This is a genomic window from Ruegeria sp. CDSA079 (assembly GCF_059612245.1).
Window position 1 is genome coordinate 43,261 of the sequence record NZ_JBXWQF010000024.1, and the last position, 14,977, is coordinate 58,237.

At 57.0% G+C, this 14,977-nt stretch carries 17 protein-coding genes; 11 read left to right on the top strand and 6 right to left on the bottom strand.

What is annotated here, in order from left to right; all coding sequences use genetic code 11:
• The first annotated feature begins 1 nt into the window (after position 1).
• Complete coding sequence (gene ubiV, locus AC2FJZ_RS19350) at positions 2-919, top strand: ubiquinone anaerobic biosynthesis protein UbiV (RefSeq protein ID WP_496779667.1); 918 nt, start codon at positions 2-4, stop codon at positions 917-919.
• On the top strand, positions 880-2,148 hold the full coding sequence (locus AC2FJZ_RS19355; RefSeq protein WP_496779669.1) for an NnrS family protein: 1,269 nt from the start codon (positions 880-882) through the stop codon (positions 2,146-2,148). The genes ubiV and AC2FJZ_RS19355 overlap by 40 nt, the downstream gene beginning before the upstream one ends.
• Before the next feature lie 145 nt (positions 2,149-2,293).
• Here the strand turns inward: AC2FJZ_RS19355 and AC2FJZ_RS19360 are convergent, their stop codons facing one another.
• The 4 genes from AC2FJZ_RS19360 to AC2FJZ_RS19375 are packed head-to-tail and all read right to left on the bottom strand — an operon-like array spanning position 2,294 to position 7,411.
• Positions 2,294-3,238, bottom strand: a complete 945-nt coding sequence (locus AC2FJZ_RS19360; protein WP_496672216.1) for an ABC transporter substrate-binding protein — start codon at positions 3,236-3,238, stop codon at positions 2,294-2,296.
• Between the two features lie 46 nt (positions 3,239-3,284).
• Entirely contained in the window at positions 3,285-4,292 is a 1,008-nt protein-coding gene (locus tag AC2FJZ_RS19365) for an ABC transporter permease (RefSeq protein ID WP_496779671.1), read from the bottom strand.
• Positions 4,289-5,815 (bottom strand): sugar ABC transporter ATP-binding protein, encoded by a 1,527-nt coding sequence (locus AC2FJZ_RS19370; RefSeq protein WP_496779673.1) that lies wholly within the window; start codon positions 5,813-5,815, stop codon positions 4,289-4,291. Before AC2FJZ_RS19370 ends, AC2FJZ_RS19365 begins: the two co-directional genes overlap by 4 nt.
• A gap of 42 nt (positions 5,816-5,857) precedes the next feature.
• On the bottom strand, positions 5,858-7,411 hold the full coding sequence (locus AC2FJZ_RS19375; protein ID WP_496779697.1) for a UxaA family hydrolase: 1,554 nt from the start codon (positions 7,409-7,411) through the stop codon (positions 5,858-5,860).
• 85 nt (positions 7,412-7,496) lie between these two features.
• On the opposite strand from AC2FJZ_RS19375, the gene AC2FJZ_RS19380 reads away from it, so the two are divergent.
• Genes AC2FJZ_RS19380 through AC2FJZ_RS19415 form a run of 8 tightly spaced genes read left to right on the top strand, consistent with a single transcriptional unit; the run spans position 7,497 to position 13,564 of the window.
• On the top strand, positions 7,497-8,234 hold the full coding sequence (locus AC2FJZ_RS19380; RefSeq protein WP_496779675.1) for a GntR family transcriptional regulator: 738 nt from the start codon (positions 7,497-7,499) through the stop codon (positions 8,232-8,234).
• Entirely contained in the window at positions 8,231-9,283 is a 1,053-nt protein-coding gene (locus AC2FJZ_RS19385; RefSeq protein ID WP_496779677.1) for an aldo/keto reductase, read from the top strand. Before AC2FJZ_RS19380 ends, AC2FJZ_RS19385 begins: the two co-directional genes overlap by 4 nt.
• Positions 9,273-9,701, top strand: coding sequence for an RbsD/FucU family protein (locus AC2FJZ_RS19390; RefSeq protein ID WP_496779679.1), 429 nt, complete (start codon positions 9,273-9,275; stop codon positions 9,699-9,701). The genes AC2FJZ_RS19385 and AC2FJZ_RS19390 overlap by 11 nt, the downstream gene beginning before the upstream one ends.
• Positions 9,698-10,528 carry an amidohydrolase family protein gene (locus tag AC2FJZ_RS19395; protein ID WP_496779681.1) on the top strand — a complete coding sequence of 277 codons (831 nt, stop codon included), beginning with the start codon at positions 9,698-9,700 and terminating at the stop codon, positions 10,526-10,528. The genes AC2FJZ_RS19390 and AC2FJZ_RS19395 overlap by 4 nt, the downstream gene beginning before the upstream one ends.
• Position 10,529: 1 nt before the next feature.
• Positions 10,530-11,642, top strand: coding sequence for a fumarylacetoacetate hydrolase family protein (locus AC2FJZ_RS19400; RefSeq protein ID WP_496779683.1), 1,113 nt, complete (start codon positions 10,530-10,532; stop codon positions 11,640-11,642).
• Positions 11,643-11,652: 10 nt separating this feature from the next.
• Positions 11,653-11,943 (top strand): hypothetical protein, encoded by a 291-nt coding sequence (locus tag AC2FJZ_RS19405; RefSeq protein ID WP_496779685.1) that lies wholly within the window; start codon positions 11,653-11,655, stop codon positions 11,941-11,943.
• A 6-nt stretch (positions 11,944-11,949) separates the two neighbouring features.
• Positions 11,950-12,702, top strand: coding sequence for an SDR family oxidoreductase (locus tag AC2FJZ_RS19410; protein ID WP_496779687.1), 753 nt, complete (start codon positions 11,950-11,952; stop codon positions 12,700-12,702).
• 19 nt (positions 12,703-12,721) lie between these two features.
• On the top strand, positions 12,722-13,564 hold the full coding sequence (locus tag AC2FJZ_RS19415) for a fumarylacetoacetate hydrolase family protein (protein WP_496779689.1): 843 nt from the start codon (positions 12,722-12,724) through the stop codon (positions 13,562-13,564).
• Positions 13,565-13,687: 123 nt separating this feature from the next.
• Here AC2FJZ_RS19415 and AC2FJZ_RS19420 read toward each other — a convergent pair whose 3' ends face one another.
• Both AC2FJZ_RS19420 and AC2FJZ_RS19425 read right to left on the bottom strand, forming a co-directional pair.
• Positions 13,688-13,915 carry a hypothetical protein gene (locus AC2FJZ_RS19420; RefSeq protein WP_050605465.1) on the bottom strand — a complete coding sequence of 76 codons (228 nt, stop codon included), beginning with the start codon at positions 13,913-13,915 and terminating at the stop codon, positions 13,688-13,690.
• Positions 13,916-13,984: 69 nt separating this feature from the next.
• Positions 13,985-14,182: a hypothetical protein gene (locus AC2FJZ_RS19425; protein WP_496672190.1), complete on the bottom strand. Its 198-nt coding sequence runs from the start codon at positions 14,180-14,182 to the stop codon at positions 13,985-13,987.
• Between the two features lie 196 nt (positions 14,183-14,378).
• On the opposite strand from AC2FJZ_RS19425, the gene AC2FJZ_RS19430 reads away from it, so the two are divergent.
• Positions 14,379-14,977: hypothetical protein (locus AC2FJZ_RS19430; protein WP_496779691.1), on the top strand; the 599-nt coding region annotated here is incomplete at its 3' end.

Below are 14,977 nucleotides of genomic sequence, written 5' to 3' on the forward strand. Positions count from 1 at the left end.
GATGGAATTGACCGTTGGCCCAAACCAGTTTTTCTGGTCAGCCGAACGCTGGGAATCCTTTTACAGCGATTTGACTCAGTCACCTGTTGACCGGGTCGTGATCGGGGAGCTGGTGTGTTCCAAACGCTTGCCGTTCTATCAAGATCGCATCCCAGAAGCCGTATCCCGACTTTTGGATGCCGGGAAAGAGGTCACGTTGACGACTCTGGCTTTGGTGACACTGAAGCGAGAGCTCAGATTGACTGCGGAGCTGGCAGACATGGGTGTCATGGTCGAGATAAACGACCTGACAGCTCTGGTGTACATCCCCAATGGGTGCGCGTTTTCCGTTGGACCGCTGGTGAACGTATATAACGAAAGCACGGTGAACTGGTTGGCATCACGAGGCGCCCGGCGCATTTGCCTGCCGCCTGAACTCCCTGTCGAGTCCGTCAAGGTTTTGGCTCAGGCCGCAAAGGACAAGGGCGTCGCGATCGAGGTATGGGGTCACGGTCGTCTGCCCCTGGCCATTTCCGGACGTTGCTATCACGCCAGACTACACGGGCGCAGCAAGGACAATTGTCAGTTCGCCTGCGAAGATGACCCGGACGGGCTTGACGTTGTGACCAGTGACGGTGTGCCATTCATGGCGATGAACGGGGTGCAGACCCTGTCGGACAGCTATGCCTGTACGGATCACCAGATTGATCTTTTACGGGATACCGGAGTATCCGCCCTGCGCCTGTCACCGCAGGCCGACGGTTTCTTGGAGTTGTGCGATTTGTACCGGCGGCGAGTTGATGGCGTGTTGGCCCAAGGTGAATTGGGGCAGGCTATGCGCGACAAACATCCGGGTATCCGGCTGAGCGACGGTTTCCTGACGGGTCGCTGCGGTGCCGAATGGTCAGGCACTTCAGACCAGCCCCCCAAGGCGCCGTGACGCCCAAAACAGATAGCAATCGGACTCTTGCGTCTTTTTGGGCAGCACCGTACCGTCCACTGTTCCTCGCGGCTTATCTTTGCGCTTTTATTACAGTGGGCTGGTGGCCCTTGGGCGATTGGATCGGCCTACCCGGCCCAGCCTGCACTCCCGAGGTCCTCTGGCATGTCCACGAACTCATTTTCGGGTTCGCCGGGGCGGCGATTGGCGGATACATACTGACTGCACTCCCCGGTTGGACAAGGGCTTTGCCAACGCAGGGCTCATGTTTAAAAGCACTGTTTGCTCTCTGGCTGGGTGCGCGTATCGCTACAGCATTTGCCTGCACCACTTTTCCGTTTGTCCCGCTTGCGTTCAACGCCGGTTATTTCGGACTTTTGGCGGTCGTGGTTGGTCGCCACCTATGGTGCGCGCGTGCCTTCAACAAGCTCGGGTTTCTTTGCGTTATCCTTGCGCTTGGCATCAGCGAAGCCTTGTTTATGAGCGCGACTTCTTTTGGTATGCCATGGGTCGCCTTTGACATGATGCTGCCCATGACGCTTGGGGCCACTATGCTGTTGAATGGGGTCGGCTCTCGGGCCATTCCGGCCTTCACCAGCAATTGGCTGCTCAGTAAGGGGCGATCCAATACAATCCCCTTACCAATGGCCGCCTACACAATACTGACACAGGCGTTGCTGGTTGTGTGCATTCTCGCGGCGCTCAATGGTTGGAGTGTCTGTCAAAGCCTTGCGATGATTGCCACAGCACTTTTGCTGATTTGGCAAATGCGCAGATGGCAGACGTTTGACGTGCTGGCAAACCCGCTTCTGGCGGCCTTGCATCTGTCTTACCTGTGGCTGCCCATGGGGTTGCTGATCATGGGCTTGTCGGGGCTGGTATCTGATGTCTATCGCATCAAAGACGCCTTGCACGCAATCACCATAGGAGGGTTGAGCGGTTTGATCATGGCCATCTCGGGCCGAGCTGCCGCCCATACAAAAGCCGGTGACATGAAAGCTCGCAATCCCTTTGTAATCGGCGTCGTGTTGGTGTGGATGTCTGCAGTGACCCGTCTGGCCTCACCGCTGCTGCCGGCCTTTCAGCTGGAAGTTCTTGCAGCCGTCGTTTGGTGCATCGGTTGGGCGGTTTTTACCGTCGGCTTTCTTCCCGCCTTGACCGGCCCCGTTCATCGACCAGCTTTTAGTGGCAAGAAATACAACCGTTTCGAAAAAATCAGAGACCAATGATGCCAAATAACCTGAATTCGAAACCGACATGGGGTGAACGCTGCACCCGCCACGGCAAACATCAGTCCACCGCAAAGATGTGCGTCTCAGCAATCTGGCCCGGCTGAAACAGCCGGGCCAGTCTAACTCACGCTGTTGCCGAGGTTCAGTCGTATAGAACCGCCGCGATTTTCGGGTCGTCAATGTTCGACGCGTCGTAATAGTAGAAGCCCGTATCGATCAGGTTCGGAACGTCTTCACCGTTCAACGCTGAAACAGCGGCCTTGACGGTCTCATAGCCGATGCCGACCGGGTTCTGGGTGATGGCGCCGGTCATAAGACCGCTTTTGATTGCGTCTTTCTGGGCCTTGCCGCTGTCATAGCCGATGATGACCAGACCTTCGGTGCCCAGTTCCTGAACGCCGTTGACCACACCGATGGCTGAACCCTCATTTGTGCCGAAGATACCCTTCAAATCCGGGTTCGCGGTCAGGATCGCCTTTGTCACCTCTGTCGATTTCAGGTGGTCGCCCTGACCGTACTGAATCGTGACGACCTCGATGTCGGGATACTTCTCGGCCATGCGATTGACGAAACCATCCCGGCGGTCGATGCCTGTCCGGCTGGTCTGGTCATGTGCCACGACAGCAACCTTGCCCTTACCGCCGAGTTTTTCAGCCATCTTGTCTGCCGCAAGCCCGGCAGCCGCCAGATTGTCGGTGGTGGCAGTTGAAAGCGGGATATCGCTGTCGACACCGCTGTCAAACGCGATGATCGGAATTCCCTTTTCGTTTGCCTGCTTCAGCAACGGGATCGCGGCCTGACTGTCCAGCGCGGCAAACCCAATTGCCTTGGGATTATTGGCCAGCGCAGCCGCCAGCATGTCGATCTGGCGATCGACCATGGTTTCGTTATCCGGGCCTTCAAACGTGATGGTGACGCCATACTCGTCCGCCGCCTGCTCGGCACCCGATTTCACAGCCTGCCAGAATTGATGCTGAAATCCTTTCGAGACCAGTGGGATATAGATATCTTCCGCAGCCGCCATTGAGGCGGGTCCTGCAAGAGTGACCGCGCTTAGGGCCCCCAGAATAAATCGACGTGAAAACATTTCTCTCCTCCAGTTGGTTGATTTCGACTTTGGTGAATCGCCCTGATCACCCTGCCTTCTTGCGTCGCGCCATGTCGGCGTAGACCGCAAGGATGATGATTGCGCCGGTCACAACGGTCTGCCATTCCTGTGCAACGGACAGTACGCGCAGGCCATTGGTCAAAACCGCCATGATCAGCGCGCCAATCAATGTGCCCAGAATTGTCCCGCGCCCTCCGGACAGAGACGTGCCGCCGATGACCACGGCCGCGATGGCCTCAAGCTCGTACCCTAGACCCAATGCCGGTTGGGCCGAGTTGAGACGCGACGCGATCAGAATGCCTGCAATGCCGCAGATCGCCCCCGCCAAGGCGTAGATACGCATCTTCCACATATCGGTGTTCACGCCCGACAGCCGGACCGCCTCTTCGTTCGAGCCCAGCGCAAATGCATACCGCCCCAGCACCGTACGTCCCAAAATGTACGAGGCCGCGATGGCCACAAGGAACAGGATCAACACACCGTTGGGAATGGGCAGATTCGGGAAAATCTCGCCAATCAATGATCCGCGCGAGATCTGATCGAACCCCGGCGTGTCGTTGAAATAGATTGGGCGCGTGCCCGAAATAACAAGCGACAGCCCCTTTAGGATCAGCATCATGCCAAGCGTGGCAATGAAGGGCGGTATTTTCATCTTGGCCACAAACGTGCCCGAGCACAGACCACACAGCGCGCCTGCCGCAATGGCCGCCGCCACGCCCAACAGCAAGGGCATCCCCAGATAGGTCAGCGCTACGCCCGCAATCACGGCGCAGAAAGTCATCAGCGTGCCCAGCGAAAGGTCGATCCCGCCAGTAATGATGATCAGCGTTGCCGCTACAGCGAGCACCCCATTGACCGAGGTAGCCTGCAATATGGCGATCATGTTCGAAGTCTGCATGAAATTGGGCGACGCGATCGAAAAGCCGATCAGCAATACGATCAGGCTGGCGAAGGCCAGCAGCTTTTGGTACGCGCCGCTTTCCGACAGACCCGAGAGGGGTTTCTTCTTGTCGACATCCGTTGCTGTGGTCATTGCAATGTCCCTGTTACATGCATCGCTGCGGCGCGTTGTGTGGCCAGATGCATTATGTCTTCCTGAGTGGTGTTTCTTCCCCCGGGAAGAATGCCGGTCAGGCGGCCTTCGCACATCACCGCGATGCGATGGCTGAGGCGCATGATCTCGGGCAATTCAGACGAGATCACGATGATGGTCTTTCCCTGCTCTGCCAGGTCTTCGAGCAGCTTGTAGATCTCGGATTTCGCCCCTACGTCGATGCCGCGTGTCGGCTCATCAAAGATCAGAATGTCGCAATCGCGCAGCAACCATTTGGCGATAACAACTTTTTGCTGGTTGCCGCCCGACAACAGCCTGACCTCTTGCATGTCCGAGGGCGTGCGGATGCCCAACTGGCTGATATAGCTTTTGGCTGTAGAACTGATTTCACTGTCGTTGAGAACACCGCCCGCACCGGTGAACATATCCATCGAGGCCAGCGCGATATTGTCGCGCACGTTCATGCCAGTGGCGAGGCCAAAGTGCTTGCGATCCTCGGACAGGTACCCGATCCCTGCTTTGACCGCGTCGGAAGGGGACTTGATCGTAACCACCTTGCCATGCACCCGGATTTCTCCGCCATCCTTTGGGTCAGCGCCAAATATCGCGCGTGCAACCTCGGTTCGACCCGCCCCCATCAGGCCCGCAAAACCGAGGATTTCCCCCTTCTGCATCGCAAAGCTGACTTCGTGAATCTCATTGTCACGGCTCAGCCCCGTGACTTGCAGAGACACTTCGGCATCGTCCAGATTTGGCGGATCCAGCGGCTCTTCCTTGACTTCGCGACCCACCATCATGGCGATGATCTGGCTGATCGGCGTGTCCGCGGCCCCCACTGTGCCAACATATTCGCCATCCCGCATCACCGTCACGCGATCCGAGATCTGTTTCAGCTCGTCCATCTTGTGACTGATGTAAACGATCCCCACGCCTTCGGCCTTGAGGCGTCGGATGATCACAAACAATTCTGCGATCTCGGCGTCGTTCAGCGCCGCAGTCGGCTCATCCATGATCAGAACCTTGGAGCGGAAAGATAAGGCTTTGGCGATCTCGACCATCTGCTGTTTGGCGATGGTCAGACTGCCCACAAGAGCTTTTGGATCAAGGTTCAGGTTCATCGAGGCAAAAATACCGGCTGTCTGCGCGTTCAACGCGACCTCATCCAGGCGACCAAAGCTCTTGCGTGGCTCGCGCCCGATAAAGATATTCTGCGCCACAGTCAGATCATTCATCAGGCTCAGTTCTTGATGAATAATGCCGATGCCCAGATCCTGCGCCTCGCGCGGGGTTGTGGGACTGACCTCGCGCCCTTCGACTTTCAGGACTCCTTCGTCACGCTGATAAATGCCCGACAAAACTTTCATCAAAGTGCTTTTGCCAGCCCCGTTCTCGCCCATCAGTGCGTGAACTTCGCCCGGCTCCAGATCGAACTGCACAGATTTCAGCGCGTGCACGCCGGGGAAGAACTTTTCGATCCCCGCCATTTCGACCAACTTAGACATGTTTCCTCCCATTTGCCCCTCTCCCCAGGGGCTGCGCGCGGGTTACATCACCGCGCCAATTTGCCAGGGCACGAATTCCACGCCCCCGAAGCCAAGCTCCTCACTTTTGGTTTTCTCGCCCGAGGCGACACGGATCAGAATTTCGAACAGTTCCTCGCCCTTGGCTTCGATGCTGACACCGTCGGTAACGATGTCGCCACAGTTCAGGTCCATGTCCTCGGACATGCGCGCATACATTTCGGAATTGGTGGCGAGCTTGATGCAGGGCGTGGGCTGATAGCCTGAAACCGAGCCGCGCCCCGTAGTGAACACGATCAGGTTCGCCCCCGAGGCCACCTGCCCCGTGACTGAACATGGATCGAAGCCGGGGCTGTCCATGAAAACAAAACCGCGCTTGTTGATTTGTTCGCCAAACTTGTAAACGGCGCGCAGCGGCGCGGTGCCGCCTTTGGCGACTGCCCCCAACGATTTTTCAAGGATCGTCGTCAAACCGCCGCGCTTGTTGCCGGGGCTTGGGTTATTGTCCATCTCACCGCCATTGCGAGCGGTGTAGTCTTCCCACCAGTGGATGCGTTCGATCAACTTCTCGCCGACTTCAACGGTTTCGGCCCGTCGGGTCAGCAGATGTTCCGCTCCGTAGATCTCTGAGGTTTCCGACAGGATCGTTGTCCCACCATGGCGCACCAGAAGGTCCGAGGCATAGCCCAAGGCCGGGTTCGCCGTGATGCCGGAATAGCCGTCTGAACCGCCGCACTGCATCCCGACGGTAAGCGCACTGACCGGCGCCGGAGCACGCTGTACCTGGCTGGCCAGTTCGGCAATACCGCGCAGTTCGTCCAGCCCACGCTCGATAGTGCGACGGGTGCCGCCCTCGTTCTGAATGGTCATATACCGTAACACGCCGTCTGGGCGGATCGGACGACCGCCGACAAGATCCGCCACCTGCATGACCTCGCACCCAAGCCCGATCAAAAGGATACCCCCGAAATTCGGGTGTTGGGCATATCCGGCAAGCGTGCGGAGTAAGGTTGCATAGCCTTCGTCCTTGCCCGACATCCCGCAGCCAGTGCCATGCACGATCGGCACCACACCATCGACATTGGGAAAGCTGTCCAACAATCCGGATTTCCCGGCTGCTTCTGCAATGAACCGCGCAACCGAGCCAGAGCAATTCACCGTGGTCAGAATCCCTATGTAATTCCGAGTTCCCACCTTGCCGCCGGTCCGGAAGTAACCATCGAACGTCCGCGCCTCTGATCTTCCGGGTAGCGGCTTGTTTGCGCTGGCATGGGCATAGTCCTGTTGGTGCGCGCCCATACCCAGATTGTGTACGTGGATATGTTCGCCAGGGGCAACATCACACTTTGCCTGACCGATGATCTGGCCGTAGCGAACGATGTTTTCGCCGGCACGAACCGGAGCCACCGCAATCTTGTGCCCGCGTGCGACCGATTTGGTCAAAGGTACAGGGACGAGCTCAGGCCGCTCACCGGCTTGAAGGTCCCGCAGGGCGATAACGATGTTGTCCTGCGGATTCAGCTTTACGACGTCGCGCGCTGCACCGTTCAAAACACCTATGCCGCCATTTGCCTTCATCATCTTCCCTTATTGTCTGGGTCCTTTTGCTAAGTGGAATCTCACCTCTTGTCAACTAACATGTTAGAATGCTAAATATCAAAACATGAACAAACCCAATGATATTGATGCCACCCTGCTGCCCGAAATCACGTCGACCGAAGGGACCCTAACCCAGCGAGTCCACAGCGCCTTGAAGCAGGCGATTCTGGCGCTCGACTTCCCGCCCGGCGCGATCCTGCGCAAAGCCCCAGTATGCGAGCGTCTTGGCGTATCGCGCGCACCGGTCGCCGACGCGATTGCACGTCTTGCCTCTGAAGGCTTGGTGGATGTTGTGCCTCAGTCAGGCACGCGCGTTTCCTATTTTTCGATGGAAGAAATTCGCGAAGGCGTCTTCCTGCGTGAGGCGCTTGAGCTTGCGGCGGTTGCAAAGGTCGCGCGGGATCTGACCGACGATCAACGCAAGCGGCTCAGCCGCAATATGCGCCTACAGGAACTGCTGATCGAAGATGATGATATTCCCGGTTTCTATCAGGCGGATGAAGAATTCCACGGCCTGCTGATGGAATTTACCGGTTTCCGTCGCCTCAACGACGTGGCGCAAACAGTTTCCCTTCAGGTCAGCCGTGCACGGATGTTGTTGCTGCCGACACCTGGCCGCATTGCCGAGACTTTGGCCGAACATCGTGCAGTCTTTGAAGCGATCAGCAAACATGACGAACAGGGTTCAAAGGACGCCATGCGCACACATTTGCGCCAATTGATGCCCCGCATCGAAAAGTTGGAGCAGCAAAAACCAGATCTGTTCAACCTCACCCCGCAGCCGCACAGCGAGGAAGTATGACCGTTTCCCAGGCAGAATTGCTCAACTCACGGACCACGCGACCTGTGCACCTGACCCGCATGGGGTTCGGCGGCGCACCGCTGGGAAATCTGTATCGCAAGGTCTCGGACGAAGATGCGCAAGCTGCATTGCAAGCCGCCTATGACGCAGGCATCCGGTTTTTCGACACCGCCCCTCAATACGGGCTCGGCCGGTCCGAGCATCGGTTTGGCGAAGCAATCACCCGCTTTGGTCGCGAGGACATTCAACTGTCGACTAAAATCGGACGACTGCTGCTGGACTGCAAACCGCACGAGGTCACGCCAGAGGCTTTTGTGGATGTGCCGCAGAAACGTATCGTGTTTGATTACACCTATGACGGGGTAATGCGGTCGTATGAAGCCAGCCGCGCGCGGCTCGGCGTGTCCAATGTGGACATTCTGTTGGTTCATGATGTCTGTGTCTTCAGTCAGGGCAGCCAGGAAATGTCAGACACCAAGGTGCGCGAACTGTTTGATGGCGGCGGCTACAGGGCTCTGGTTGAACTGCGCGAAGCCGGTGAAATCGCGGCGATCGGCGCAGGCGTGAATGAATGGCAGGTTTGTGAAAAGCTTCTGGGATTGGGAGATTTTGACGGGTTCCTTTTGGCTGGACGCTATACCCTGCTGGAACAGGAAGCGTTGGATAGCTTCTTGCCACTTTGTCAGAAGCGCGATGTCGGGATCATTCTGGGCGGTCCTTATAATTCGGGCATTCTGGCCACCGGTGCAGTGCCCGGGGCCAAGTACAATTATGCTGACGCTCCAGAGGACATTCTGGATCGCGTTCGAAAGATCGAGGATGTCTGTACAGCACATAACACGCCGCTGATCGCGGCAGCGCTGCAATTTGTTTTGGGCCATCCCTGCGTCAAGACAGTGGTTCCCGGTGCGGTCAGTGCAGCCGAAGTGCAGGCGAATGTTGCCTTGCTGGACCGCGATATCCCGATGGCGCTTTGGTCCGACCTGCGTGCCGAGGGCTTGATCCGCCCAGACGCGCCGCTGCCTGATGAGGCCGCATATGCTGCGTAATATCGACCCGGTCCTGTCACCCGAGCTGCTTTATGCGCTGCGGGCCATGGGCCACGGGGATGAGATTGTGATCACCGATGCCAATTTCCCCGGCTCCAGTATCGGTACTGACTGCATCCGGGCCGATGGCTCTTCGGCCAGTGACATCTTACGGGCCGTTCTCTCAGTGATGCCGCTGGACACATTCGTTTCCGATCCGGCACTGACAATGCAGGTGGTCAACAACCCGCAGGCTGTACCCGATGCTGTCGCGGATTTTCAACGTATCATAGACTCAACCGCCGACAATCCGGTCAAGATCCAATGTCTGGAGAGGTTCGCTTTCTACGAGCGCGCCGCTACCGCCTTTGCCGTCGTTCAGACAGGTGAACGCAGGCTCTATGGCAATATCATGCTGAAAAAGGGCGTGATCGGATGAGGATCGACGCACATCAGCATTTCTGGGCATTGGCGCGGGATGATTATGGTTGGTTGACGCCTGAACTGGAGGCTATTTATCGAGATTTCACGCCAGCCGATCTGGTCCCTTTGCTGGAAGCGGCAAGGATTGACGGCACGGTTCTGGTTCAAGCGGCACCAACTGTGGCCGAGACAGAATATATGCTGTCACTGGCCGATCAAACTTCGTTCATCAAAGGTGTTGTCGGCTGGGTCGATTTTGAGGCCACTGACGCGCCAGCACAAATTGCGGCACTGGCTGACCATCCGGCTCTGGTCGGCCTGCGCCCGATGATCCAGGACATCTCTGATCCGTTATGGATGCTTGAGGATACCCTGACGCCCGCCTTCGAAGCACTGCAACACCACGCCCTGACGTTTGACGCCCTAACCCTACCCGAACATCTTGGGTCGCTTAGAACTCTTTTGACGCGGCACCCCGAGATGAAGGTGGTCATAGACCACGCCTCGAAACCTCTGATCCGGGACGTGATGATAGATGATTGGGCCAACGACATGGCTTCGCTGGCGCAAGAGGCAAACGCCTGGTGCAAGCTATCGGGACTTGTCACCGAAGCAAAACCGGATTGGACCGTTGACGATCTGCGGCCCTATGTGGATCACCTATTGAACTGCTTCGGCCCGTCTCGTCTGATCTGGGGCAGTGACTGGCCGGTCTGCACTTTGGCCAGCAGTTACGAACGCTGGTTTGAAACCACCGATGTGCTGCTTGGCTCAATGAGCAGTGCCGAACGCCAGGCTATTCTGGGCGGCAACGCAGCGCGCGCCTATAACCTCAGGGATTGAAATGACACTCGACACCATGGATTCAGACGGGTTGTGGCTTGGCCGCGTTGAGCGCGCCGGGATCGGCCCTTGCGTTGTCACCTTACGCGATGGGCGTGTTGTCGACATCACTGCAAAACCGGCGCCCACTGTGCGGGATATTCTGGAACGCGACGACGCGGTGGATTACGTGCGTTCAGCCAAGGGCCTGGATATCGGACCGTTGGATGCAGACCACCAATGGCTTGCCCCGTGCGACTTGCAGGCCGTCAAAGCCTGCGGCGTCACCTTTGCAGGATCGATGGTGGAACGCGTGATCGAAGAACAGGCAGCGGGTGATCCAGCCAAGGCCGAGGCAATCCGCACACGCATTGGCGACAGGATCGGCGAGAGCCTGTCAAACATCGTGCCCGGATCAGACGCCGCTGCGCAGGTCAAGGACGCGCTGATCTCTGAGGGGCTTTGGAGTCCGTATCTCGAGGTTGGGATAGGCCCTGACGCCGAGGTGTTTTCAAAGGCGCAGGTTCTGTCATCGGTTGGATATGGCGCGGATATCGGGCTTCACCCGATCTCGACCTGGAACAATCCCGAACCCGAAATCGTATTGGCCATCACATCACAAGGTGAAATCAAGGGCGCTACACTGGGCAATGACGTCAACCTGCGTGATGTCGAAGGGCGTTCAGCCCTGCTGCTGAGCAAGGCCAAGGACAACAATGCCTCTTGCGCGATCGGACCGATGATCCGGCTGTTTGACGAAATCTACTCACTGGACGACGTGCGTCAGGCTGAACTGACATTGACCGTCAACGGGCCGGACGGGTTTGTCCTGAACGGCCGCTCGTCCATGTCTCAGATCAGCCGCGATCCCACCGACCTTGTACTGCAGACGATCGGACGGCATCACCAATACCCTGACGGGATCATGCTGTTTCTGGGCACGTTGTTTGCACCGACCCAGGACCGGGACACGCCCGGCGGTGGCTTCACCCATAAACTGGGCGATGTCGTCACAATTGCAAATGACCAACTGGGAGCACTGACCAACGCGGTGCGACTGTCAACGGAATGCCCCGAATGGACATTTGGTGCGTCCCATCTGATGCGAAACCTGGCCCAGCGTGGGCTTCTTTGAGAGAAAAGGCATGTTGACCGGAAAACGCCTGATGGCTGGTGAATGGGTAGGTTTGGGCAAGACTTTTGCGTCAGAGCTTGCGCCCGGATTCAGCCGCGGCTTTGCCGCAGGCTTACCCGCGGTTGTCGGTGCCGCCATTCCGGCCAGAGAGAAAGCCTATACCACCTTCGGGTGGTCGACCCGCGCCACGCTGGTACGCGAATTCGATGCAACATCCGTTGGCACCCATGCGATCAAACGCATTCGACGACCTGTTTGTTTGCAGGACATTCTAACCGACCTTCTGACCGAAAAACTGTGAGGCCCCATGACCACGACATCATCCAACCGGCTTGCCGGGAAAACGGTTCTGATCACGGCTGCCGGTCAGGGTATTGGCCGCGCGACTGCTGACCTTTTCGCCTCAGAAGGTGCGCATGTCATTGCCAGCGACATAAATGACGCCACTCTCGCCGAGCTGACCGACATTGACAGGATCACTCCACTCAAACTGGATGTTTTGGATGCCGAAGCGGTACGGACGGCAGCGTCTGACCTGCCCCATCTAGACGTCCTGTTTAACTGCGCGGGCTATGTTGCGGCAGGCTCGATCCTTGAATGCCCGGAACAAGACTGGGAATTCAGTTTTGATCTCAACGTCAAATCCATGTTCAGACTGATCCAACTGACCCTGCCCGGCATGTTGGAGAACGGCGGCGGGTCGATCATCAACATGTCATCTGTAGCCTCTTCGTTGAAAGGTGTGCCGAACCGGTTTGCCTATTGCGCGTCAAAGGCGGCTGTCATTGGTTTGACCAAGTCCGTGGCGGCTGATTTTGTGGCCCGGGGCATAAGGTGCAACGCCATTTGTCCGGGCACTGTCGACAGCCCCAGCCTGCATGACAGATTGCGCGCCACAGGCGACTATGATCAGGCGATGACCGATTTCATCGCGCGGCAACCGATGGGGCGGATTGGCAGCGCCGAGGAAATCGCTGAGTTGGCCCTGTACCTGGCCAGCGACGCCAGCAAATACACTACTGGCCAGCCATTTGCCATTGATGGCGGCTGGACGATCTGAGCGACAAGGGAAATCATATATGAAACTGCTACGCTTTGGCCCGATGGGCGCAGAAAAACCCGGGCTGCTGGATGCTGAAGGCGCGATCCGCGACCTCTCGGACGTGGTCGATGATATTGCAGGGGATGCGCTGGACGACGCCACACTGGCCCGACTGCGCAAGATTGACCCCACCAGCCTGCCCAAAGTAGAGGGCGATCCGCGCATCGGTGCCTGTGTCGCCCGGGTCGGCAAATTCATCTGCATCGGCCTGAACTATGCCGACCACGCGGCGGAAAGCGGAATGGAACTGCCGCAAGAGCCCGTCATTTTTTTCAAAGCGACCTCTGCCATTATCGGCCCTGATGACCCGGTGGAAATCCCGCGAGGCTCTGTCAAAACCGATTGGGAAGTCGAACTGGGCGTGGTCATGGGAAAAGAGGCCAAATACGTTTCCGAAGCAGACGCCATGGACCACGTTGCGGGCTATTGCGTGGTCAACGATCTGTCAGAACGCGATTTTCAACTGCATCGCTCGGGTCAGTGGGTCAAAGGTAAGTCGGCAGACACATTTGGCCCGATCGGCCCTTGGCTGGTGACGCGCGATCAGGTTACCAACCCGCAGAATTTGCCGATGTATCTTGAGGTGAACGGCCATCGATATCAGGACGGTTCGACCAAAACGATGCATTTTGGCGTGGCGACAGTTGTCTCGCACCTGTCTCAGTTCATGTCCTTGCAGCCCGGCGATGTGATCTCAACCGGAACCCCTCCGGGCGTGGGCATGGGGCAAAATCCACCAACCTATTTGAAACCCGGCGACCGGATGGAGTTGGGGATTGAGGGGTTAGGTGTTCAGCGGCAAAATGTCGTTGCCGGATAAGGCAGGACCTCTAACTGTTCGACGAGATCGGATGTTTCGAGAGCTTTGAGAGCTTTGAGAGCGGCATGGCAAAGTACCGGTGTTGGCTGCAGATCTGCGGCCAATTTTCCAACAGTCCGGCTTCTATCCGCCTACGTACACTCCGCTTTTCGGCCGATAGAAAATCTTCTGGTCGTGAAGCCGCCCCAATAAGTCATGAATCCTGGTAAGAGCTTCTTCCCGTTCCCTCCTTTCCTGTTCGCTCTCATCCCGATCGGCATGTGACAGAGCGGTCTGAGCGCGACGGAGCGAGTTTTCAATTAAGTCGATATCATCGACAGACAGTTCGAACATGTCATTGTACAGTGGCAACAAAACCTCCTATGGATGCTGGAAACTCAACACTCCTGAGAGTGATTACGCGGGCTTTGTGAACAAAGCCTAGTTTGGTCTTACAGCGACAAGAACGACATCAAGTTCACCCTCAAGGGCCTGTAACTTCCGAAGCTGGTCCTTCGGCAGATTGGCAGTATCGGCGTCAACTGCGGCAAACGCCACAAGCGGGCTTCCGATTTCCTTTTCAAGTTCCTTAACCAAGCTGAGTTTATCGGCCTCAAGCGTTGCAAGTGGATAAAGCATAGCAATCTCCTGTCTCAAGATGTTTGGAACCATAGCCGATTTTCATCGGATTGAGAGCATAATTGGGAAATGCCAGTTTCCAGATGGCGCATCCAAGACGTTCATCCGTTTCGTTCCGGAAGATTGATTTCTGCGCGATGATACGATGCACCCAACAAAGAAGTCCTGCGTAGGATGCCCTGCAATTGCAGGAAAGGTGGCGAAAAGTTTAGTGGGCAGGAGGCAAAGACATACTCAACACGAGCGCCCAGTCCACAGGGAGGATAAAGAAAATGGCCCCCAAGCAAAAAATTTGCGTTGTCCTATCAAGCTAAAAGTACCCAAGTTTCTGGTGCGAGTATGCGCCTATGCCACCCGGCAAGGTGACAACGAGCGAGTCCAGTCATTGCAAGACTCGTCCGCTGAACTTCTGGTTGCTGATGAATTTGCAGAAGTCAAAGGCCGAAAAAACGGTCTTTTACACATCATCATCAGCCCTGATGAAGAACTGACACCCGACGAGCTTGCCGCGACCGTCTCCGACAACACCGCAGAATCCAGGTCCTGCCATTCGGGACCTACTATTGCAGATCATCCAAGGACAGGAACGTATTCAAGAGAGCAACCAAGCCATAATCCAACGCCAGAACGCGCTCCTGAAAGTCTTGGCGGCGATAGCCAAGAGCTGACTGGAGAAGCGGCCGAGCTGGAGGCCGCCGCTGACGATCTGAAATCAGAAGCCAAGCGGTTTGGAGGCAACAGGGGCAGCAATCCAACTGCCGCCGATCTGGATGCGCCGCCCGATATCAATGATCC